Origin of the sequence: Klebsiella sp. LTGPAF-6F (genome assembly GCF_001753185.1) — a bacterium.
Taxonomy (GTDB): Bacteria; Pseudomonadota; Gammaproteobacteria; order Enterobacterales; family Enterobacteriaceae; genus Klebsiella; species Klebsiella michiganensis.
This window is the reverse complement of sequence record NZ_CP017450.1, coordinates 3,647,730-3,667,817: the sequence shown is the minus strand read 5'-3', so window position 1 is coordinate 3,667,817 and position 20,088 is coordinate 3,647,730. Positions and strand designations below refer to the sequence as shown.

The 20,088-nt window shown below is 53.8% G+C and carries 24 protein-coding genes and 1 other annotated feature; of the genes, 16 read left to right on the top strand and 8 right to left on the bottom strand.

The features are described 5' to 3' along the window. Positions 1–18: 18 nt before the first annotated feature. Together BJF97_RS17145 and cls are read right to left on the bottom strand one after the other, a co-directional pair. On the bottom strand, positions 19–348 hold the full coding sequence (locus BJF97_RS17145; protein WP_004103097.1) for an HI1450 family dsDNA-mimic protein: 330 nt from the start codon (positions 346–348) through the stop codon (positions 19–21). A 34-nt stretch (positions 349–382) separates the two neighbouring features. Continuing rightward, positions 383–1,843, bottom strand: a complete 1,461-nt coding sequence (gene cls / locus BJF97_RS17140) for a cardiolipin synthase (RefSeq protein ID WP_009653730.1) — start codon at positions 1,841–1,843, stop codon at positions 383–385. A gap of 143 nt (positions 1,844–1,986) precedes the next feature. Here cls and BJF97_RS34250 point away from each other — a divergent pair, with 143 nt between their 5' ends. Further along, positions 1,987–2,160, top strand: coding sequence for a YciY family protein (locus tag BJF97_RS34250; RefSeq protein ID WP_004851815.1), 174 nt, complete (start codon positions 1,987–1,989; stop codon positions 2,158–2,160). A gap of 282 nt (positions 2,161–2,442) precedes the next feature. Beyond that, positions 2,443–3,543, top strand: coding sequence for an NADH:flavin oxidoreductase/NADH oxidase (locus tag BJF97_RS17130; protein WP_032694074.1), 1,101 nt, complete (start codon positions 2,443–2,445; stop codon positions 3,541–3,543). 211 nt (positions 3,544–3,754) lie between these two features. Here BJF97_RS17130 and BJF97_RS17125 read toward each other — a convergent pair whose 3' ends face one another. Further along, positions 3,755–4,051 (bottom strand): YciI family protein, encoded by a 297-nt coding sequence (locus BJF97_RS17125; RefSeq protein WP_004103089.1) that lies wholly within the window; start codon positions 4,049–4,051, stop codon positions 3,755–3,757. Positions 4,052–4,262: 211 nt separating this feature from the next. Here BJF97_RS17125 and tonB point away from each other — a divergent pair, with 211 nt between their 5' ends. Next, complete coding sequence (gene tonB, locus BJF97_RS17120) at positions 4,263–5,000, top strand: TonB system transport protein TonB (RefSeq protein ID WP_032694073.1); 738 nt, start codon at positions 4,263–4,265, stop codon at positions 4,998–5,000. 19 nt (positions 5,001–5,019) lie between these two features. On the opposite strand, the gene BJF97_RS17115 is transcribed toward tonB, so the two are convergent. The 3 genes from BJF97_RS17115 to pfkB all read right to left on the bottom strand — a co-directional run bounded on the left by BJF97_RS17115 (position 5,020) and on the right by pfkB (position 7,307). Next, positions 5,020–5,892, bottom strand: a complete 873-nt coding sequence (locus tag BJF97_RS17115; protein WP_004851808.1) for a fructosamine kinase family protein — start codon at positions 5,890–5,892, stop codon at positions 5,020–5,022. 106 nt (positions 5,893–5,998) lie between these two features. Next, a complete protein-coding gene (gene ghoS, locus BJF97_RS17110; RefSeq protein WP_009653733.1) occupies positions 5,999–6,283 on the bottom strand; it encodes a type V toxin-antitoxin system endoribonuclease antitoxin GhoS in 285 nt (94 codons plus the stop codon). 94 nt (positions 6,284–6,377) lie between these two features. Continuing rightward, a complete protein-coding gene (gene pfkB, locus BJF97_RS17105; RefSeq protein WP_032694070.1) occupies positions 6,378–7,307 on the bottom strand; it encodes a 6-phosphofructokinase II in 930 nt (309 codons plus the stop codon). Positions 7,308–7,596: 289 nt separating this feature from the next. Here pfkB and BJF97_RS17100 point away from each other — a divergent pair, with 289 nt between their 5' ends. Together BJF97_RS17100 and BJF97_RS17095 are read left to right on the top strand one after the other, a co-directional pair. Further along, positions 7,597–8,355, top strand: coding sequence for a DUF481 domain-containing protein (locus BJF97_RS17100; protein WP_004851801.1), 759 nt, complete (start codon positions 7,597–7,599; stop codon positions 8,353–8,355). 270 nt (positions 8,356–8,625) lie between these two features. Further along, positions 8,626–8,859 (top strand): hypothetical protein, encoded by a 234-nt coding sequence (locus BJF97_RS17095; RefSeq protein ID WP_004851800.1) that lies wholly within the window; start codon positions 8,626–8,628, stop codon positions 8,857–8,859. Positions 8,860–8,879: 20 nt separating this feature from the next. Here the strand turns inward: BJF97_RS17095 and BJF97_RS32720 are convergent, their stop codons facing one another. Then, positions 8,880–9,092, bottom strand: coding sequence for a hypothetical protein (locus tag BJF97_RS32720; protein ID WP_071881738.1), 213 nt, complete (start codon positions 9,090–9,092; stop codon positions 8,880–8,882). Between the two features lie 216 nt (positions 9,093–9,308). Here BJF97_RS32720 and thrS point away from each other — a divergent pair, with 216 nt between their 5' ends. From thrS to btuC, 9 genes are all read left to right on the top strand, one after another. After that, positions 9,309–11,237 (top strand): threonine--tRNA ligase, encoded by a 1,929-nt coding sequence (gene thrS, locus BJF97_RS17090; protein WP_004102966.1) that lies wholly within the window; start codon positions 9,309–9,311, stop codon positions 11,235–11,237. A gap of 3 nt (positions 11,238–11,240) precedes the next feature. Then, positions 11,241–11,783, top strand: a complete 543-nt coding sequence (gene infC, locus BJF97_RS17085) for a translation initiation factor IF-3 (RefSeq protein ID WP_052746887.1) — start codon at positions 11,241–11,243, stop codon at positions 11,781–11,783. 96 nt (positions 11,784–11,879) lie between these two features. Continuing rightward, positions 11,880–12,077, top strand: coding sequence for a 50S ribosomal protein L35 (gene rpmI, locus BJF97_RS17080; RefSeq protein ID WP_001124225.1), 198 nt, complete (start codon positions 11,880–11,882; stop codon positions 12,075–12,077). Between the two features lie 50 nt (positions 12,078–12,127). Continuing rightward, entirely contained in the window at positions 12,128–12,484 is a 357-nt protein-coding gene (gene rplT, locus BJF97_RS17075) for a 50S ribosomal protein L20 (protein WP_004102963.1), read from the top strand. Positions 12,485–12,602: 118 nt separating this feature from the next. Next, positions 12,603–12,728: a sequence feature (Phe leader region), on the top strand. Beyond that, the gene (gene pheM / locus BJF97_RS34750; RefSeq protein WP_001386830.1) at positions 12,608–12,652 is read left to right on the top strand and encodes a pheST operon leader peptide PheM; all 45 of its coding nucleotides are present in this window, start codon (positions 12,608–12,610) and stop codon (positions 12,650–12,652) included. (Overlaps the previous feature by 45 nt.) A 153-nt stretch (positions 12,729–12,881) precedes the next feature. Continuing rightward, the gene (gene pheS, locus BJF97_RS17070; protein WP_004851795.1) at positions 12,882–13,865 is read left to right on the top strand and encodes a phenylalanine--tRNA ligase subunit alpha; all 984 of its coding nucleotides are present in this window, start codon (positions 12,882–12,884) and stop codon (positions 13,863–13,865) included. 15 nt (positions 13,866–13,880) lie between these two features. Continuing rightward, complete coding sequence (pheT, locus tag BJF97_RS17065; protein WP_032694069.1) at positions 13,881–16,268, top strand: phenylalanine--tRNA ligase subunit beta; 2,388 nt, start codon at positions 13,881–13,883, stop codon at positions 16,266–16,268. Positions 16,269–16,272: 4 nt separating this feature from the next. Beyond that, complete coding sequence (gene ihfA / locus BJF97_RS17060; protein WP_004851790.1) at positions 16,273–16,572, top strand: integration host factor subunit alpha; 300 nt, start codon at positions 16,273–16,275, stop codon at positions 16,570–16,572. 100 nt (positions 16,573–16,672) lie between these two features. Then, positions 16,673–17,659 (top strand): vitamin B12 ABC transporter permease BtuC, encoded by a 987-nt coding sequence (btuC, locus tag BJF97_RS17055; RefSeq protein WP_009653750.1) that lies wholly within the window; start codon positions 16,673–16,675, stop codon positions 17,657–17,659. Between the two features lie 26 nt (positions 17,660–17,685). On the opposite strand, the gene BJF97_RS17050 is transcribed toward btuC, so the two are convergent. Continuing rightward, the gene (locus tag BJF97_RS17050; protein ID WP_014229729.1) at positions 17,686–18,486 is read right to left on the bottom strand and encodes a MetQ/NlpA family ABC transporter substrate-binding protein; all 801 of its coding nucleotides are present in this window, start codon (positions 18,484–18,486) and stop codon (positions 17,686–17,688) included. Between the two features lie 224 nt (positions 18,487–18,710). Between BJF97_RS17050 and BJF97_RS17045 the strand changes: the two genes are divergently transcribed. Together BJF97_RS17045 and btuD are read left to right on the top strand one after the other, a co-directional pair. Beyond that, a complete protein-coding gene (locus tag BJF97_RS17045) occupies positions 18,711–19,262 on the top strand; it encodes a glutathione peroxidase (protein ID WP_014229728.1) in 552 nt (183 codons plus the stop codon). Continuing rightward, the gene (gene btuD, locus BJF97_RS17040) at positions 19,262–20,011 is read left to right on the top strand and encodes a vitamin B12 ABC transporter ATP-binding protein BtuD (protein WP_032694068.1); all 750 of its coding nucleotides are present in this window, start codon (positions 19,262–19,264) and stop codon (positions 20,009–20,011) included. Before BJF97_RS17045 ends, btuD begins: the two co-directional genes overlap by 1 nt. The last annotated feature ends 77 nt before the right edge of the window (positions 20,012–20,088 follow it).

Genomic DNA, 20,088 nt, shown 5'->3' with positions numbered 1-20,088 from the left:
ATTTACTTAAGAAAGAGCTTATTCGCGCCACAGAATATGACAGAGCTTGTGGTCTTTTTCACGGCACAGCAGCACGCGCGCAAAAATATCGTTAATTTCGCCGCCATCTTCATCGGCCAGACCAATGACCACTTCAGCGAAGAAGTCAGGGTTGAGGTCAAAATCGACGTGCTCTTCCCAGTCAGGCGCCGGATCGAAGAGCTCGGCGCCGCCGCGTTCTTCAAACTGCAGGTTGAACAGAATGACATCCGCCGGATCGAGGTTGTCGACGGCCAGTTCGAGGAAAATGTCGTAAGCCTGTTCAAGCGTTTCGTCTTCGGTCAGGCGATTGTTTAAATCCATATCCATGATTGCTACCCATTAAACATCTGATTGGCACGTTTTACAGCAACGGACTGAAGAAGTAAAACAGTCGCTCGGCGATCCGCTGCCACAGCGGACGTTTTAACCACAGCCTGGCGTCCAGCAGGCGCGAGCGGGAGATGTAATCGTCCTGCACCGCGGCCAGATCGCTTCCAAATCCGGCATCGTCAATCACCAGCGTAATCTCGAAGTTGAGCCACAGGCTGCGCATATCGAGGTTAACGGTGCCCACAAGGCTAAGTTCGCCGTCAACCAGCACGCTCTTAGTATGCAGCAGACCGCCTTCAAACTGGTAAATCTTTACCCCGGCAGCCAGCAGCTCGGTAAAGAAGGCGCGACTGGCCCAGCCCACCAGCAGCGAATCGTTCTTGCGCGGCAGGATGATGCTGACATCGACGCCGCGCTGGGCGGCGGTACAGATGGCATGCAAAAGGTCGTCGCTGGGCACAAAGTAGGGGGTCGTCATGATCAAATGCTCTTTGGCCGCGTAGGCGGCAGTCAACAGAGCCTGATGGATCAAATCTTCCGGAAAACCCGGACCCGAGGCGATAGTGTGAATTGTGTGCCCGCTGGCCTCTTCGAACGGCATAATGTTCGCGTCCGGCGGCGGCGGTAAAATACGTTTGCCGGTTTCAATCTCCCAGTCGCAGGAGTAGACAATGCCCATCGCTGTCGCTACCGGACCTTCCATTCGCGCCATCAGATCGATCCACTGGCCAACGCCGGAGTCCTGCTTAAAGAAACGCGGGTCGACCAGATTCATACTGCCGGTATAGGCAATATAGTTATCGATCATAACCATTTTACGATGCTGACGCAGGTCCATACGGCGCAGAAAGACGCGCATCAGGTTGACCTTCAGGGCTTCGACGACTTCAATGCCGGCATTACGCATCATGGCGGCCCAGGGACTACGGAAAAACGCCACGCTCCCGGCGGAGTCGAGCATCAGCCGGCAGTGTACGCCGCGCCTTGCCGCCGCCATCAATGACTCGGCGACCTGATCGGCCATGCCGCCGGGCTGCCAGATATAGAACACCATCTCAATATTGTGACGAGCGAGCTGGATATCGCGGATGAGCGCCTGCATGACGTCATCGGATTCGGTGAGCAGCTGGAGCTGATTGCCTTTGACGCCGCCAATGCCCTGCCGACGTTCGCAGAGCTTGAACAAGGATTCCGCGACCGGACTATTCTCCTCGGCAAAGATATGCTTGCAGGCTTTGAGGTCCTTTAACCACTTGGCCGTTGAGGGCCACATGGCCCGCGCGCGTTCGGCGCGGCGTTTACCCAGATGCAGTTCGCCAAACGAGAGATAGGCGATAATGCCCACCAGGGGAAGAATATAAATGACAAGCAGCCATGCCATCGCTGACGGGACCGCGCGCCTTTTCATTAATATCCGTAATGTTACACCGGCGATAAGTAGCCAGTAACCGAGTATAACCAGCCAGTTCACCACCGTGTAAAAGGTTGTCATAGATGAAAAATCCTTTTGAATGACTTGATGACATGAGTTTACGCATCATCATCCATCTGGCAAATAAAAACGCAGCGAAAGCGTTGGTTAGCCAGATTCATCGGTCTATAATGCAGGCTGTTTTTACTTGTAGAGTAGTTGCAATGAAGCGTAGTAGAACGGAAGTAGGGCGCTGGCGCATGCTTCGGCAGGTGAGTCGCCGTAAAGCACGCTGGCTGGAAGGCCAGTCGCGTCGTAATATGCGCATCCTCTCCATCAGAAAGGAGCTGGTTAAACGGCAACGTCACTCTCTGCTGTTCACCTTCTCTGAATGTTGAGAGTCGAAACAAAAGGCACCGCTCGCGGTGCCTCTGTTTTATCAGCGTTTCGTTCTTAGCATACATTCTTATACTGTCATCTCTCTTTCTTCTGCCGGCGAAACCCGGTTTCTCGCGGGCTCCTGCGTTATTGTTTGCATCAGCAGCGGCGGGCAGGAAGTCGCATCGCGCCATACCTCATAAGACTGGCCCAACGCGTATAAACGCAAAAAACGGGAAGTGCCATGCATCAGCACATGCTACTTATAATGTCCGTAAGGCGTCTATTATTGAGAGGTATCTATGAGTCAACTTTTTAGTCCGGTGCGAATCGGTAAGCTGGAACTTGAGAACCGTATTGTCATTGCGCCAATGTGCCAGTACTCCGCCGACAATGGCAAGGCGACGGCATGGCATCGTATTCATCTCGGACAGCTGGCTTTTTCCGGCGCGGGCTTACTGATTATCGAAGCCAGCGCTGTAGAGCCCGCCGGACGCATTACCCCGGCTGATTTGGGCTTATGGAATGACGAAACGGAAGCCGCATTACGCACCGTGCTGAACGATATCCGCCAGTACGCTTCAATCCCCATCGGTATCCAGCTGGGCCATGCCGGACGAAAAGCCTCTTCCGCAGCCCCCTGGCTGGGGGGACACCAGCTGGCGCATGATTCTGGCGGATGGGACACGGTTGCGCCATCAGCGCTGGCCTATGGTGAAGGTGAACGACCTCCGGTTGAACTTACTCAGGACCACATGAAACGCATCAAGCAGTCATTCGTAGACAGCGCCAGACGCGCTGAGCGGATGGGTATTGAATTGATTGAACTGCATGCCGCGCATGGTTACCTGTTGCACCAGTTCCTTTCACCGCTCAGTAACCAGCGTACCGACGAATACGGCGGCTCGCTGGAGAACCGTTTGCGTTTTCCGCTCGAGATATTCCGGGCCATCCGTGAGGCCGTCAGTCAGGACATCGCGGTGGGCGTCCGACTTTCAGCAACAGACTGGGTGGATGGCGGCTGGGATAACGCACAATCGACTATCTTCAGCCAGCAGCTTGAGGCGCTTGGCTGCGACTATATTCATGTTTCCAGCGGCGGGCTGTCGCCTCATCAGGCGATTCAGGTGGGGCCCGGCTATCAGCTGCCGTTCGCGCGTGAAATCCGCGAGAAGGTGAATATCCCGGTGATCGGTGTGGGTCTGGTGACGGAAGCGCAGCAGGCGGAAGAGGCGCTACAAAATGGCGACGCCGACCTCATCGCCCTTGCCCGCGCCGTGCTCTACAATCCGCACTGGCCATGGCATGCCGCGGCAGCCCTGGGCGCTCAGGTGAGCGTTCCGCCGCAGTATCTTCGCTCAGAACCGCATGGTCTTAAGGGAACGCTGAAGTCCAACAGGTAATTAACCATAGAAAGTCGGCGGTGCTGATGCACTGCCGGCAAATGGCTATCATCAGGGCGCGACCTAAAGAGATCGGAATGCAGAACCGGGGAAGTGGAGAGACATAAGGATGGCGACCATTCCGTACTCGCGTACTTAGAAACGTCCTCTAATGAACGATCGCCATAGATTAAATTTTAACCGCGTTCTTATTGCTTAAGCATTTTATAGGCTAAAACACCTTTTTATACGGTTTCACCGAGACTTTCTGATAAACCCCTGCGGCGATATAGGGATCGTCATTGGCCCATGATTGCGCCGCTTCCAGCGATTCAAATTCCGCAATGACCGTTGAGCCGGTGAAGCCCGCCGCGCCGGGTTCATTACTGTCTACGGCAGGCATTGGGCCGGCGGTCAGTAAACGACCTTCATCATGTAATAATTGCAAACGCGCCAGATGGGCGGGACGTACCGATGTCCGTTTTTCCAGAGAGTCGGCGATATCTTCAGCGTAGATAACGTAAAGCACGGCATGGCTCCTTATCAATAAATTGGCGAATCACGTTAAGTGAAACCGTCGTTGACTGCAATGCAAAGATGATCACGATCCCCAGAATGCCACGTCCCGGGAGCTTTTTGTCAGAAAACAGGGCAAATTTTGATACAAGCCAACAACCCTAGTTGAATATGATTGCTATTTGCATTTAAAATCGGGGCATCATTTTTCAACAGAAACGACTATGAGCGCAATGACCTTTGATTTACCTCGCCGCTTTCCGTGGCCTACGCTACTGTCTGTGGTTATCCACGGCGGTGTTATCGCGGGGTTGCTCTATACTTCGGTACATCAGGTTATTGAACGGCCGGCACCCTCACAGCCCATTGAAATCACTATGGTGGCCCCGGCAGATCTGGAACCGCCTCAGGCGGCTCAGCCGGTCGTTGAGCCCGTTGTTGAACCGGAGCCAGAACCGGAACCGGAAGTGATGCCTGAACCGCCAAAAGAGGCGCCGGTTGTTATCCATAAACCAAAGCCAAAACCGAAGCCAAAGCCGAAACCGAAGCCGGAAAAAAAGGTCGAACAACCGAAGCGTGATGTAAAACCGGCGGAAACGCGCCCGGCCTCGCCGTTTGAAAATACAAATACGGCGCCGGCACGCACCGCGCCGAGCTCCTCAACCGCGACCGCTAAACCCACCGTGACGGCGCCTTCCGGGCCGCGGGCGCTAAGCCGCGGAGAGCCGAGCTATCCGGCTCGTGCCCAGGCGCTGCGCATTGAAGGAAGCGTACGGGTTAAGTTTGACGTCACGCCGGACGGGCGCGTGGACAACGTGCAGATCCTCTCCGCCCAGCCTGCCAATATGTTTGAGCGTGAAGTGAAAAACGCTTTACGTAAATGGCGCTATGAACCGGGTAAACCGGGAACCGGCATTACCATGACCATTCAGTTCCGTCTGAAAGGCGTACAAATTAGCTAATCCTCAAAAACAAGGCCCCTTACGGGGCCTTATCCATGAACACCTCATCAAGCGCTTTCTGCGCCGTCACCAGATGCTGTCCGCCAAACAGAATCGCCCGATTCAGCAGCGTATAGAGCTGGTAGATGGGCTGCCGCTCGAGAAAGCCGGACGGCAGCGGCGATACGGACTGATAGCCGTCATAGATTTGCGGCGGCTGTTCCGGATGCAGCGGGAGCATCGCCAAATCGCATTCGCGATCGCCCCAGTAGCAGGCAGGGTCGAAAATATAGGGCCCGTTTGGCCCGAGCGCGCAGTTACCGGACCATAAGTCACCGTGAAGCAGCGACGGCTGCGGCTGATGACTGCTTAGCCGTTGCTGAACAATATCAACAAGATGATCGATATCACCAAAATGCAGGCCTTTCTCGGCGGCGAGTTCCAGCTGCCAGCCGATGCGCTGTTCGGCAAAGAAAGTGGACCAGCGACGCTGCCAGGCGTTCGGCTGGGGGGTGGTGGAGAGGTCGTTGTCAAAATCCAGACCAAACTGAGGTTGGTCGCTCCACTGATGTAAATGGGCAATTTGCTGGCCTAACAGGAAAGCGTTGTGCGCATCCAGCGGGCGAGGAGGGAGGTATTCCATCACCAGAAAGCTGTAATCTCGATCGCTGCCCACGGCAAAAACCTGCGGTACGTTCACCGTTTTACTGCGCGACAGTAGTTCAAGCTGGTCTGCCTCGGCCGTGAAGATGGGTAAAAGCTCGCGTTCGTCGCATTTTACGAAGTAATCTCGCCCGCCATAGCGTAAATGCCAGGCAGCGTGTATCTCTCCACCGGGTAGTTCGTTTCGCAGTTCGATTTCAGCTGCTTCGGTATGCAAATCGCGTAACAAATTGCTGATAGCTTGCCACATGCCGTCTCTCCCCATGTTTTCCAACATTTCATAAGGTTAGCGCATAAACCCGGCGTAAAACTCGAACTGACGCACAACTGGACGTTTTCCGTTGCGTCAATCGCACTTATTGAGCTTTTAACCACTCGCTGAATGTGACCACGGTGACGTCGACGGGTCTTCCCAGCGCGGTTTCGGCTAAACCTGCGCTTAAGGCGTTGACTTCCTCGGCATTCTGCATAGAAAGCAGGCCGAAGGTGTTGGTGCCGAGCTCGTGGACGTTCCCTTCATCATCGTTTAAGACGAGGGTAAATCCGGCGCGGGTGAGGTGATTACTGAGTTCGTTAATTTCCGTTAACGTCTCTTCGTGAAAACGAACCGTGACGACCCAGGCAATAATTTCGCTACTCATTTTTCACCCCGTTGTTATCCATGGCATTTTTAGCATAGACCATCATGCTGATTTGGCGACTCCCTCTGTCTTCCCAGAGGGAGCGAAGGCGTTATCAACCGCGCAGATAGTTGTAGATTTTTTGCGTATTATCCAGCGAGCAAAGGCGGGTGCCCTGATTGATGGTTGCCGCACTACCCGCCGCAACGCCAAAGCGAACCATATCTTCAAGCGAGGCGTTTTCCGCCAGCCTTAAGGTCATTGCGCCGACCATACTGTCACCGGCGCCGACGGTGCTCTGGCTTTTCATCGGCGGCGGTACCACCTGAACGCTACCCTGGGCATCAACGCCGAGCGCACCCTGGGCGCCGAGGGAGACGACGACGCGCTGGACTTTGCCCGACCGAATGAGCTCCTGCGCCGCAAGACGCACATCATCCGGCTGGCTCAGATCGCGCTGTACCAGCGCGCTAAGCTCTTTCTGGTTCGGCTTAACCAGCTCGATATTGCCGACATCAAGCGCTGCGGCGAGCGCGTCACCGGAACTATCAACAATACAGCGCAATCCATGCTGCTGAGCGTTTTTGACCAGCTGCGTCAGGTTATCGACGCTGATGCCGGGCGGGAGACTTCCGCTAATCACCAGCAGGGAACCCGGGGCGATGGCGAGGACCTTTTCCTCAAGGAGCTGGAGCTCCTCCTTAGTTAACGCTGCGCCCGGCATCACGAAACGATATTGCTCGCCGCTGGCGTTCACATGCACGTGAAGATTCTGCCGCGTCCAGTCATGGGTCTCTACCGTATCGACGGGAACATGTTCATCCGTCAGCAGCGCCGTCAGGTGTTCGCCTGTCGCCCCGCCGACGGGAAAGATGGCTGTGGCGCTGCCGCCAAGAAAAGTGATGGCTCGCGCAACGTTAATTCCGCCGCCGCCGGGTTCAAACACGGGAGCGCTACAGCGCAGTTTGCCTTCCGGGTAAATTTGCGGGGTCTGGGTTGCGCTATCGAGCGAGGGGGCTAACGTGAGCGTATAGATTTTGGTCATCCAGTTTCCTCCATAATACGAATTTAGCTGCTCTGGTTTTAAGCATGGCACTTAAAGGAGGGAAGGGGAAGCGACGCGCCACTTATACAACGCAACCTCTTTTTATCTTTATGAAATAAAAATTGTTTTGAGAAGCGTCTTATACAAAAAATGAAAGAGTAATTGATTGCTAAGTTAATCGTGCTTTTTTATAATTTACTCCCTTTCTTAGGACCGGCTATCCGCGATCCTCGCGAAAGCTCCCGGGACCCTCCAGGTCTCCTTATAGGTTGTACGGACTTAAAATTAAATGAAGCTTTTGAAGACAGTACCCGCAGCGGCGTTGCTCGCGGGAGGGCTTTTTGCGTCTGCGTGCGCAATGGCCGATGATTCCGTTTTTACTGTCATGGATGACCCATCTTCTGCTAAAAAACCTTTCGAAGGTACTGTTAACGCCGGTTATCTGGCGCAGTCCGGCAATACGAAAAGTTCCTCAATGACCGCCGACTCCACGTTGACCTGGTATGGCAATACCACCGCATGGTCGCTGTGGGGGAATGCCAGCAATACGTCGTCAAACGATCAGCGCTCTTCGGAAAGGTACGCGGTGGGGGGACGTAGTCGTTACAACCTGACTGACCAGAACTATATATTTGGCCAGGCCAGCTGGCTGACGGATCGTTACAATGGTTATCAGCAGCGGGATGTGTTTACCGCAGGTTATGGTCGACAGATTATGAACGGACCGGTACACAGCCTGCGTTTTGAATTTGGTCCTGGCGTACGCTACGACGAGTATACCGACGGCGATACTGATACTCAGCCGTTGGGCTATGCTTCCGGCACTTACGCCTGGCAGATGACTGATAACGCCAAATTTACGCAAGGTGTTTCGGTATTCGGCGCTGAAGATACGACGCTGAACTCCGAAAGCGCGCTGAACGTTGCCATTAATGCTCACTTTGCCCTCAAGGTCGCCTATAACTTGACGTGGAACTCTGAGCCGCCGTCATCGGCGCCGGAACACACCGATCGCCGTACCACGCTATCTCTCGGTTATAAAATGTAATATTTCAGGCCAGATATTCTGGCCTGATTGTTTTAAATTTGGCAATAAGTGACATTATTATTTTTGGTCTCTCGTTTTGTTTTTTATAAAAAGAAATCGTCTTCATAATTTCCCCACAATTGCTATTTTGCTGACAAATATGCAGTTAATTTGACACGAAAAGATAAATATTGGGTCGGACAAAAATGTGATCTGGATCTATACTGTTGCACACAGGCGGCGATAACGACGCCGTTCTATTTATCTGAAACAAATAAGAGAATGACTATCATGAGAAATAGCAAAATCGCACTCGCGGCCGTGATGCTGTGCACGCTGTCTTTTGGCGCATTTGCCGCCGCTCCCGCACCGCAGCCGGGTAATAACGAGCATACCCAAGTTGGTATCGCCAAAGCTACCGATGTCGAAGCAGGCTCCAACATAGCGCCGGGCTCACAGTCTACCGGGCAGTCAATGAATGATGCTTTTGATGTTCATAAACTTGTCGCCGGCGAATGGTCCTGATATTTCATTGTTCTTGAACATCATCCTTTAATTATTTCGTGAAGCAGCAAACCGGGTAATGCCGTACCGGTTTTGCTTTCCGCACTTTGTGTTAAACATGCATAATTGATGTGAAAGCATAAATATTCTTTATGCGTCATATCGTCCTGCCGCGCTCTTTTGCCGCACGGTTCCGCAGCAATTACGCTGGGTTTGTTGCGCCGCGACCTTTTTTTTCCATCAGCAATAACCATTTAGTCTCATGTGACTTTTATCACGCACTAATGATGTGTAAACTAACCGTCGGTGTTATCAACAGGCGGCTGCAGGTGGGTACGCGTCGGTGAACGAGCGTGCACATATTTTCGCAGAGTGAAGCGGGAACTGGGCCTGAACGTGTTGATAATTATGATTATATTGTTTTGTATGTGCTCTTTCGTGCGGGGCACCACTGCAAATAAGGACATGAAATGCCTGTAATTACGCTTCCTGATGGCAGCCAACGCCATTTTGATCACGCTGTGAGCCCGATGGACGTCGCTCTGGATATTGGCCCCGGTCTGGCGAAAGCCACCATCGCCGGCCGCGTCAACGGCGAACTGGTTGACGCCTGCGACTTAATTGAAAACGACGCGACGCTCTCTATCATCACCGCGAAAGATGAAGATGGACTTGAGATTATTCGTCACTCCTGTGCGCACCTTTTGGGGCACGCGATTAAACAGCTGTGGCCAAATACCAAGATGGCGATCGGCCCGGTTGTCGACAACGGTTTCTACTATGATGTCGATCTGGACCATACCCTGACCCAGGAAGATATCGACGCGCTCGAAAAACGTATGCACGAGCTCGCCGAGAAAAACTACGACGTCATTAAGAAAAAAGTCAGCTGGCACGAAGCGCGTGAAACCTTCGTGAAGCGCGGCGAGAGCTATAAAGTCTCCATTCTTGATGAAAACATTGCTCATGATGACAAACCTGGTTTGTATCATCATGAAGAGTATGTCGACATGTGCCGTGGGCCGCACGTGCCGAATATGCGTTTCTGTCATCATTTCAAACTGATGAAGACCGCTGGCGCCTACTGGCGCGGCGATAGCAACAATAAAATGCTGCAGCGCATCTACGGAACCGCATGGGCAGATAAAAAAGCCTTAAATGCCTATCTGCAGCGTCTGGAAGAAGCCGCTAAGCGCGATCACCGTAAAATCGGTAAGCAGCTCGACCTGTATCATATGCAGGAAGAGGCGCCGGGCATGGTGTTCTGGCATAACGACGGCTGGACTATCTTCCGCGAACTGGAAACTTTTGTGCGTTCTAAGCTGAAAGAGTACCAGTATCAGGAAGTTAAAGGCCCGTTTATGATGGACCGCGTGCTGTGGGAAAAAACCGGCCACTGGGACAACTATAAAGATGCGATGTTCACCACTTCTTCCGAGAACCGTGAATACTGCATCAAGCCGATGAACTGCCCGGGCCACGTGCAGATCTTCAACCAGGGGCTGAAATCCTATCGCGATCTGCCGCTGCGTATGGCTGAATTCGGTAGCTGCCATCGTAATGAGCCGTCAGGCGCGCTGCATGGCCTGATGCGCGTACGTGGCTTTACTCAGGATGACGCCCATATCTTCTGTACTGAAGATCAGGTTCGCGATGAAGTGAACGCCTGTATTCGCATGGTCTACGATATGTACAGCACCTTTGGCTTCGAGAAAATCGTCGTCAAGCTGTCGACTCGCCCGGAAAAACGCATCGGTAGCGATGAGACATGGGATCGTGCTGAAGCGGATCTGGCCGTGGCGCTGGAAGAGAACAACATCCCGTTTGAGTATCAGCTGGGTGAAGGCGCGTTCTACGGTCCGAAAATTGAATTTACCCTGTATGACTGCCTCGATCGTGCATGGCAGTGCGGTACTGTACAGCTGGACTTCTCCCTGCCGCAGCGTTTAAGCGCCTCTTATGTGGGTGAAAATAACGAACGACAGGTACCGGTAATGATTCACCGCGCGATTCTTGGTTCGCTGGAGCGCTTTATTGGCATCCTGACCGAAGAGTTTGCGGGCTTCTTCCCGAGCTGGCTGGCGCCGGTGCAGGTTGTGGTCATGAATATTACCGATTCTCAGGCTGAATACGTTAACGAATTGACGCGTAAACTACAAAATGCGGGCATTCGCGTAAAAGCAGACTTGAGAAATGAGAAGATAGGCTTTAAAATCCGCGAGCACACTTTACGTCGTGTCCCTTACATGTTGGTCTGTGGCGACAAAGAGGTAGAAGCCGGCAAAGTTGCCGTGCGTACCCGTCGTGGCAAAGACTTGGGCAGCCTGGACGTAAATGAAGTTATCGAGAAGCTGCAACAAGAGATTCGCAGCCGCAGTCTAAAACAACTGGAGGAATAAGGTATTAAAGGCGGAAAACGAGTTCAAACGGCACGTCCGAATCGTATTAATGGCGAGATTCGCGCCCTGGAAGTTCGCTTAACTGGTCTGGAAGGCGAAGCTTTGGGTATTGTGAGTCTGAGAGAAGCGATCGAAAAAGCTGAAGAAGCTGGAGTAGATTTAGTTGAAATCAGCCCTAACGCCGAACCGCCAGTTTGTCGTATCATGGACTACGGCAAGTTCCTTTATGAAAAGAGCAAGTCTTCTAAGGAACAGAAGAAAAAGCAAAAAGTTATCCAGGTTAAGGAAATTAAGTTCCGCCCTGGCACCGACGATGGCGATTATCAGGTAAAACTCCGCAGCCTGATTCGCTTTCTGGAAGATGGCGATAAGGCCAAGATCACGCTGCGTTTTCGCGGCCGTGAGATGGCCCACCAACAGATCGGTATGGAAGTGCTTACCCGCGTCCGTGACGATCTGAGTGAACTGGCAGTAGTCGAATCCTTCCCAACGAAGATCGAAGGCCGCCAGATGATCATGGTGCTCGCTCCTAAGAAGAAACAGTAAGGCCTTCAAGTAGCAATGTCTGTGGAGCCTGCGGGTTCCGCAGCCGTTGTTCGCCTATGTTTCGTTTATTAACAATGCGAAGTGGAAGTTATTAAAATGCCAAAAATTAAGACCGTACGCGGTGCTGCTAAGCGCTTCAAAAAAACCGGTAAAGGTGGTTTTAAGCACAAGCACGCTAACCTGCGTCACATTCTGACCAAAAAAGCTACCAAGCGTAAACGTCACCTGCGTCCGAAAGCCATGGTTTCTAAAGGCGATCTGGGCCTGGTCATCGCGTGCCTGCCGTACGCATAAGTCGTTAACCCTTTTAACTTTTTAATTAGAATAGATACAGGAGAGCACATATGGCTCGCGTAAAACGTGGTGTAGTTGCCCGTGCACGTCACAAGAAAATTTTGAAACAAGCTAAAGGCTACTACGGTGCGCGTTCTCGCGTATACCGCGTTGCCTTCCAGGCTGTTATCAAAGCTGGTCAGTACGCTTATCGTGACCGTCGTCAGAAAAAGCGTCAGTTCCGTCAACTGTGGATTGCGCGTATCAACGCAGCAGCACGTCAGAACGGTATTTCTTACAGCAAATTCATCAACGGCCTGAAAAAAGCCTCTGTTGAAATCGACCGTAAGATCCTGGCTGACATCGCCGTATTCGACAAATTAGCGTTCACCGCGCTGGTCGAAAAAGCGAAAGCAGCTCTGGCATAAGCCAGTTGAAAGAGGGAGCTTGTCTCCCTCTTTTCGTTTCAAGACTATCAATACATTGACTTTTATCCGCGTAAGCTTTTCAATATCGATCTTACGTTTTTTAGCAGACAAGGTAATGCAAGCATGAATGCTGCTATTTTCCGCTTCTTTTTTTACTTTAGCACCTGAACTCAGGAGGCTAGCGCGTGAAAGAAGAAACGGAAAACAGCGCCAAAAAGCCTCCCACTGTGGAGGCTTTTTTTGTATCTGAACTGGCTTGTTCTATTTCAAGCTCCAGACGTGTGGATTGACCGGGTCATTCGGTCAAATGGCGAATGACCCGCCGTCTGCGGCTCGAAATAGTGAAAGCAAAATAATAACCATAACCGGTGTCTGCACCGACATAATGAGGAAAACCATGTCACATCTCGCAGAGCTGGTTGCCAGTGCGAAGGCAGCCATTAACGAGGCATCAGATGTTGCTGCGCTGGACAACGTCCGCGTGGAATACCTGGGTAAAAAAGGGCTCCTGACCCTTCAGATGACGACCCTGCGTGAGCTGCCTGCTGAAGAGCGCCCGGCAGCCGGCGCGGTTATCAACGAAGCGAAAGAGCAGGTCCAGCAGGCGCTTAACGCGCGTAAGTCAGATCTTGAAAGCGCCGCTCTTAACGCGCGCCTGGCCTCGGAGACCATCGATGTCTCTCTGCCGGGGCGTCGTATTGAGAACGGTGGCCTGCATCCGGTGACCCGTACCATCGATCGTATTGAAAGTTTCTTCGGTGAGCTCGGCTTTACCGTCGCGACTGGCCCGGAAATCGAAGATGACTACCACAACTTCGATGCGCTGAATATTCCTGGCCACCATCCGGCACGCGCTGACCACGACACTTTCTGGTTTGATGCCACGCGCCTGCTGCGTACGCAAACCTCAGGCGTGCAGATCCGCACCATGGCTAACCAGCAGCCGCCGATCCGCATTATTGCGCCAGGCCGCGTCTATCGTAACGACTACGATCAGACCCATACCCCAATGTTCCATCAGATGGAAGGCCTGATCGTTGATACTAACATCAGCTTTACCAACCTGAAGGGAACGCTGCACGATTTCCTGCGTAACTTCTTTGAAGAAGATCTGCAGATTCGTTTTCGTCCGTCCTATTTCCCGTTCACCGAGCCGTCGGCCGAAGTCGACGTTATGGGGAAAAACGGGAAATGGCTGGAAGTGCTCGGCTGCGGGATGGTGCATCCAAACGTACTGCGCAACGTGGGTATCGATCCGGAAATCTATTCCGGCTTTGCCTTCGGCATGGGTATGGAGCGTCTGACCATGCTGCGCTACGGCGTGACCGACTTACGCGCGTTCTTCGAAAACGATCTGCGTTTCCTCAAACAGTTTAAATAAGGGCAGGACAGAACAATGAAATTCAGTGAACTGTGGTTACGCGAGTGGGTTAACCCAGCTATCGATAGCGAAGCGCTGTCGGACCAGATAACGATGGCCGGCCTTGAGGTTGACGGCGTTGAGCCGGTTGCGGGCAGCTTCAACGGCGTTGTCGTTGGGGAAGTGGTTGAGTGCGCTCAACACCCTAATGCTGACAAACTGCGCGTCACAAAAATTAACGTCGGCGGCGAACGCCTGCTGGACATCGTCTGCGGCGCGCCAAACTGCCGTCAGGGCCTGAAGGTTGCCGTTGCAACCATCGGTGCCGTACTGCCGGGCGATTTTAAAATTAAAGCGGCAAAGCTGCGCGGCGAGCCGTCGGAAGGCATGCTGTGCTCCTTCTCCGAGCTGGGGATCTCCGACGATCACAGCGGTATTATTGAACTGCCCGCCGACGCGCCGCTGGGTACCGATATCCGCGAATACCTGAAGCTCGACGATAACACTATCGAAATCAGCGTCACGCCGAACCGTGCCGACTGCCTGGGTATTATCGGCATTGCCCGCGATGTCGCCGTGCTCAACAAGGCGCCATTGAATGTCCCGGAAATGGCCCCGGTTGCCGTGACCATCGACGACGTTCTGCCAATTCAGGTCGATGCGCCGGAAGCATGCCCGCGCTACCTGGGCCGTGTGGTAAAAGGCATTAATGTCAAAGCGCCGACGCCGTTATGGATGAAAGAGAAGCTGCGCCGCTGCGGCATTCGCTCCATCGATGCCGTGGTTGACGTGACCAACTACGTTCTGCTCGAGCTCGGCCAGCCGATGCACGCCTTCGATAAAGACCGCATTGAAGGCGGAATTATCGTGCGTATGGCGCATGAAGGCGAAACCCTGGTCCTGCTCGACGGCTCCGAGGCTAAGCTGGATACCGATACTCTGGTTATTGCTGACCACCAGAAAGCCCTGGCTATGGGCGGAATTTTCGGCGGCGAGCACTCCGGCGTAAACGATGAAACGCAAAACGTTCTGCTGGAATGCGCGTTCTTCAGCCCGCTGTCCATTACCGGTCGCGCCCGTCGCCATGGTCTGCATACCGATGCTTCCCACCGCTACGAGCGCGGCGTGGACTCCGCGCTGCAGTATCAGGCAATGGAGCGCGCAACCCGCCTGCTGATGGATATTTGCGGCGGTGAAGCGGGCCCGATTATTGACGTGACCAATGAAGCGACTCTGCCGAAGCCTGCGACCATCCGCCTTCGCCGCAGCAAACTGGATCGTTTGATTGGCCATCACATTGAAGATGCGCAGGTTAGCGACATTCTGCGTCGTCTGGGCTGTGAAGTTACCGAAGGCCAGGATGAGTGGCATGCCGTGGCGCCGAGCTGGCGTTTCGACATGGAGATCGAAGAAGACCTGGTCGAAGAGGTTGCCCGCGTCTATGGCTATAACAATATTCCTGATGAACCGGTACAAGCGGGCCTGATTATGGGCACTCACCGCGAAGCGGATCTGTCGCTTAAGCGCGTGAAAACGCTGCTCAACGACAAAGGCTATCAGGAAGTGATTACCTACAGCTTTGTTGATCCGAAAGTACAGCAGTGGATCCACGCCGGCGAGGAAGCGCTGATTCTGCCGAGCCCGATCTCCAGCGAAATGTCGGCGATGCGTCTGTCATTGTGGACCGGTCTGCTCGGGACGGTGGTCTACAACCAGAATCGCCAGCAGAGTCGCGTCCGCATCTTTGAGAGCGGCCTACGATTTGTTCCCGATACGCAGGCCCCGCTGGGTATTCGCCAGGACGTGATGCTGGCTGGCGTCATCTGCGGTAACCGCTATGAAGAACACTGGAACCTGGCAAAAGAAACCGTCGATTTCTATGATTTAAAAGGCGATCTGGAGTCCGTTCTCGACCTCACGGGTAAACTGTCCGACATCGAATTCCGCATCGAAGCCAATAATGCGCTTCATCCGGGCCAGTCGGCGGCGATTTATCTGAAAGGTGAACGTATTGGTTTTATTGGGGTTGTTCATCCCGAGCTGGAACGTAAACTGGATCTGAACGGCCGCACGTTGGTGTTCGAGCTGGAGTGGAACAAGCTTGCAGACCGCGTGGTGCCTCAGGCGCGTGAAGTTTCTCGCTTCCCGGCGAACCGTCGCGACATCGCTGTCGTTGTGGCAGAAAACGTTCCCGCAGCCGATGTTTTAGCCGAGTGTAAGAAAGTTGGCGTAAATCAGGTAGTTGGCGTAAACTTATTTGACGTGTACCGCGGCAAGGGCGTAGAGGAAGGTTTCAAAAGCCTCGCTATCAGCCTTATCCTCCAGGATACCAGCCGTACACTCGAAGAAGAGGAGATTGCCGCTACCGTCGCCAAATGTGTAGAGGCATTGAAAGAGCGATTCCAGGCATCATTGAGGGATTGAACCTATGGCGCTTACAAAAGCTGAAATGTCAGAATATCTGTTTGATAAGCTTGGGCTTAGCAAGCGGGATGCCAAAGAGCTGGTAGAGTTGTTTTTCGAAGAAGTCCGTCGCGCTCTGGAAAACGGAGAGCAGGTAAAACTCTCCGGGTTCGGCAACTTCGATTTGCGAGATAAGAACCAACGCCCGGGCCGTAACCCGAAAACGGGAGAGGATATTCCTATTACAGCCCGGCGTGTGGTGACCTTCAGACCCGGACAGAAGTTAAAAAGCCGTGTCGAAAACGCTTCACCCAGAGAGAAATGATCTGGACTGACTAATCAAAAAGGCCGCTATGCGGCCTTTTTTCTTTTCCTGGCCGAATACCGTAAAATCAATCACATCCTTTTTCTCAACTCAGAAATCTATGCTGACCTTTGCTCAAACTCAACGGCGCCGCAACCGGCGCTGGCTTGCGGTATTAACGTTGCTGCTACTGGTTACGTCGACCATCAGCCTGTGCGCGGGCGACCAGTGGATTGGCCCCGGTGAATGGTTTAGCGCCAAAGGCGAGCTGTTTATCTGGCAGATTCGTTTGCCGCGTACCCTGGCCGTCCTGCTGGTGGGCGCGGCGCTGGCCCTGTCCGGCGCGATTATGCAGGCGCTGTTTGAAAACCCGCTGGCGGAGCCCGGGCTGCTGGGGGTATCAAACGGCGCTGGGGTTGGCCTGATAGCCGCCGTGTTGCTGGGAAAAGGGCTGCTTCCGGGCTGGGCGCTGGGGCTGTGCGCCATCGCTGGCGCGCTGGTCATTACCTTTATTTTGCTGCGTTTTGCCAGGCGGCATCTCTCGACCAGCCGCCTGCTGCTGGCGGGCGTGGCGCTCGGTATCATATGCAGCGCGCTGATGACCTGGGCGGTCTACTTCTCAACCTCTTTCGATCTCCGCCAGCTGATGTACTGGATGATGGGCGGCTTTGGCGGCGTGGACTGGCAGCAGCTGTGGCTGATGCTGGCCCTGCTGCCTGTGCTGGCCTGGGTGTGCCTGCAATCGCAGCCTCTTAATCTGTTAGCGCTGGGGGAGGTTTCCGCACGCCAGCTGGGGCTACCGCTGTGGCTATGGCGTAAAGTGCTGGTGGTGGCGACCGGCTGGCTGGTGGGCGTCAGCGTGGCGCTGGCCGGCGCGATCGGCTTTATTGGTCTGGTTATCCCGCATATTCTGCGCTTATGTGGCTTAAGCGATCACCGCGCGCTGCTTCCGGCCTGTTTGTTAGCGGGGGCCAGCGCGCTGCTGGGCGCGGATATTATCGCGCGTCTGGCGCTTTCGGCGGCGGAATTGCCGATTGGCGTGGTCACCGCCACCCTGGGCGCGCCGGTGTTTATCTGGTTATTGCTGAAATCAGGCCGCCCGCAGTGAGGGGCGGCCGTAAGCGGTTGATAGTATTACCAGCCCTTAATCGCATCGCCTTTGTAGACTTCCGCTGCCTTGTCGGCAACCTGCTGAGTCTGGAAGGCCTCTTTCAGCTCCTGGACTTTTTTGCTGTCTTTATTATCTTCGCGCGCAACAATGGCGTTGACGTACGGCGAGTCCGGGCCTTCCATAAATAGCCCATCGCGGGCAGCCGAGAGACCGGCCTGAGCGGAGAAGTTGGTGTTGATGATCGACAGGGCGACGTTCGGGTCATCAAGCGTACGGGTCAGCTGCGGCGTGTCGACTTCCACGATTTTCAGCTGCTTAGGATTGTCGATAATGTCCAGCGTCGTCGGCAGGTAGCCTGTACCCTCTTTCAGCTTGATTAAACCTTGCGCCTGCAGCAGCAGCAGGCTGCGGCCCAGGGTTGTGGTTTCGTTAGAGATGGAAATCGTCGCGCCGTCAGGCAGTTCGCTGATATTTTTGATTTTCTTCGAGTAGGCGGCGATCGGGAAGACGAAGGTTTTACCGACAATGGCAAACTTATAGCCGCGCTCTTTTGATTGTGCCTCAAGGTAAGGCAGCGTCTGGAAGGCGTTAGCATCGACGTCTTTATTGTTCAGGGCTTCGTTCGGCAGAACGTAATCATTAAATGAGATTACCTCGACGTCGAGGTTGTATTTCTCTTTGGCCACCTGTTCTACGACTTTCCAGATAGCCTCATCCGGCCCGGTATTAATGGCGACTTTAATCTTATTATCTTCATCCGGCGAGCAGGCCGAAAGCAGCGTAACGGAGGCCGCGATTAACACCGCGCTAAACATCTTCTTCATCAATAAAACTCTCTTAAATTAACAATTAACGAAATGCTATTACATCAATCCACCACTGTACACTGAATTGCGCGCTCCCGGTGTTGAGATGAATTCATGTTGTGCTGCCTGTTACATCAAGAGACACTCCCGGGGGATTCAAAGTAGAATGACCCAGTCTGAATCCGCTACAGTAGATAGGGATCACCTGAAGCAGTAACCGGTATATTCACAGAGGGAAGGCTATGCAACACGATATTCTCAATACTGAAGTCACCACCATCGATGGTGAGAAAACAACGCTCACCCCGTGGGCAGGCAACGTCCTGTTGATTGTCAACGTCGCGTCAAAGTGCGGCCTGACGCCGCAGTATGAGCAGCTGGAGGCGCTGCAAAAAGATTTAGAAAGCGAAGGTTTTAGCGTACTGGGCTTTCCGTGCAACCAGTTTCTGGGTCAGGAGCCGGGTAGCGAAGAAGAGATTAAAACGTTCTGTAGCACGACTTACGGCGTGACATTCCCGATGTTCAGCAAAATTGACGTCAACGGCGAACATCGCGCGCCTCTGTACCAGAAGCTGGTTGAGGCCGCCCCGCAGGCTATCGCCCCGGAAGGCAGCGGTTTTTATGAGCGCATGGCCAGCAAAGGCAGAGCGCCGCTGTACGTGGATGATATTCTGTGGAATTTTGAAAAATTCCTCATCGGCCGCGATGGTCAGGTCATCGGCCGTTTCTCACCGGATATGACGCCGGATGATCCGCAGCTGGTGGCCGCTATTAAAGGAGCTTTAGCCAAATAATGCCGTTTTTGATGCAGCTACAGGATGTAGAAGAGGCGGGGCGGCTGGCGCCGTTTTCAGCCGATATCCGGCCGGGAGAGATCGTTCATCTGGTGGGGCCAAACGGGGCGGGGAAAAGCACGTTGCTGGCGCGTATGGCGGGGCTCTCTACCGGCCCGGGCCAGGTAAAACTGAATGGACGCCCGCTGAATGACTGGCTGGCGCAGGAGCTGGCGCGTCATCGGGCCTATTTAAGCCAGCACCAGATGCCGCCTTTCGCCATGCCGGTCTGGCATTATCTGTCGCTGCATCTCCAGGACGACGCGCACAACGGGCTACTGACGACCATCGCGGAGAAGCTGGGCTTAGGCGACAAGCTGGGGCGCCAGGTGAATCACATCTCCGGCGGGGAGTGGCAGCGCGTGCGCCTGGCGGCGGTAATACTGCAGATTCATCGTCAGGCTAACGCGTCCGGGCAGTTGCTATTGCTGGATGAACCGATGAACAGCCTGGACGTGGCGCAGCAGGCCGCACTGGACCGACTGTTAAGCGAACTCTGCGCCTCGGGGATTGCCGTCGTGATGAGCAGCCACGACCTGAATCATACCCTCCGACACGCCCATCGCTCCTGGCTTATCTGCCGGGGGGAGACGATCGCCTGCGGCAGTACCGCCGAGGTATTAAGCGAAGAGAATTTAACCGCCGCCTATGCCATGGGCTTCCAGCGGGTCGAGGTGGCGGGTCATCTTATGCTCGTTGCGTCACAGTAGCACGCAGTCAGCTTGCCAGCGAATTGATAAACAAGGTAAATTATCCTGCTATCAGGATAGGGAACAGAGGATTCGTC

Bases quoted from the DNA above. Each gene is read 5' to 3' on its own strand.
- BJF97_RS17145 (WP_004103097.1), bottom strand. From the start codon at position 348: ATGGATATGGATTTAAACAATCGCCTGACCGAAGACGAAACGCTTGAA.
- cls (WP_009653730.1), bottom strand. From the start codon at position 1,843: ATGACAACCTTTTACACGGTGGTGAACTGGCTGGTTATACTCGGTTAC.
- BJF97_RS34250 (WP_004851815.1), top strand. From the start codon at position 1,987: ATGAAGCGTAGTAGAACGGAAGTAGGGCGCTGGCGCATGCTTCGGCAG.
- BJF97_RS17130 (WP_032694074.1), top strand. From the start codon at position 2,443: ATGAGTCAACTTTTTAGTCCGGTGCGAATCGGTAAGCTGGAACTTGAG.
- tonB (WP_032694073.1), top strand. From the start codon at position 4,263: ATGAGCGCAATGACCTTTGATTTACCTCGCCGCTTTCCGTGGCCTACG.
- BJF97_RS17115 (WP_004851808.1), bottom strand. From the start codon at position 5,892: ATGTGGCAAGCTATCAGCAATTTGTTACGCGATTTGCATACCGAAGCA.
- ghoS (WP_009653733.1), bottom strand. From the start codon at position 6,283: ATGAGTAGCGAAATTATTGCCTGGGTCGTCACGGTTCGTTTTCACGAA.
- pfkB (WP_032694070.1), bottom strand. From the start codon at position 7,307: ATGACCAAAATCTATACGCTCACGTTAGCCCCCTCGCTCGATAGCGCA.
- BJF97_RS17100 (WP_004851801.1), top strand. From the start codon at position 7,597: ATGAAGCTTTTGAAGACAGTACCCGCAGCGGCGTTGCTCGCGGGAGGG.
- BJF97_RS17095 (WP_004851800.1), top strand. From the start codon at position 8,626: ATGAGAAATAGCAAAATCGCACTCGCGGCCGTGATGCTGTGCACGCTG.
- BJF97_RS32720 (WP_071881738.1), bottom strand. From the start codon at position 9,092: ATGGTTATTGCTGATGGAAAAAAAAGGTCGCGGCGCAACAAACCCAGC.
- thrS (WP_004102966.1), top strand. From the start codon at position 9,309: ATGCCTGTAATTACGCTTCCTGATGGCAGCCAACGCCATTTTGATCAC.
- rpmI (WP_001124225.1), top strand. From the start codon at position 11,880: ATGCCAAAAATTAAGACCGTACGCGGTGCTGCTAAGCGCTTCAAAAAA.
- rplT (WP_004102963.1), top strand. From the start codon at position 12,128: ATGGCTCGCGTAAAACGTGGTGTAGTTGCCCGTGCACGTCACAAGAAA.
- pheS (WP_004851795.1), top strand. From the start codon at position 12,882: ATGTCACATCTCGCAGAGCTGGTTGCCAGTGCGAAGGCAGCCATTAAC.
- pheT (WP_032694069.1), top strand. From the start codon at position 13,881: ATGAAATTCAGTGAACTGTGGTTACGCGAGTGGGTTAACCCAGCTATC.
- ihfA (WP_004851790.1), top strand. From the start codon at position 16,273: ATGGCGCTTACAAAAGCTGAAATGTCAGAATATCTGTTTGATAAGCTT.
- btuC (WP_009653750.1), top strand. From the start codon at position 16,673: ATGCTGACCTTTGCTCAAACTCAACGGCGCCGCAACCGGCGCTGGCTT.
- BJF97_RS17050 (WP_014229729.1), bottom strand. From the start codon at position 18,486: ATGAAGAAGATGTTTAGCGCGGTGTTAATCGCGGCCTCCGTTACGCTG.
- BJF97_RS17045 (WP_014229728.1), top strand. From the start codon at position 18,711: ATGCAACACGATATTCTCAATACTGAAGTCACCACCATCGATGGTGAG.
- btuD (WP_032694068.1), top strand. From the start codon at position 19,262: ATGCCGTTTTTGATGCAGCTACAGGATGTAGAAGAGGCGGGGCGGCTG.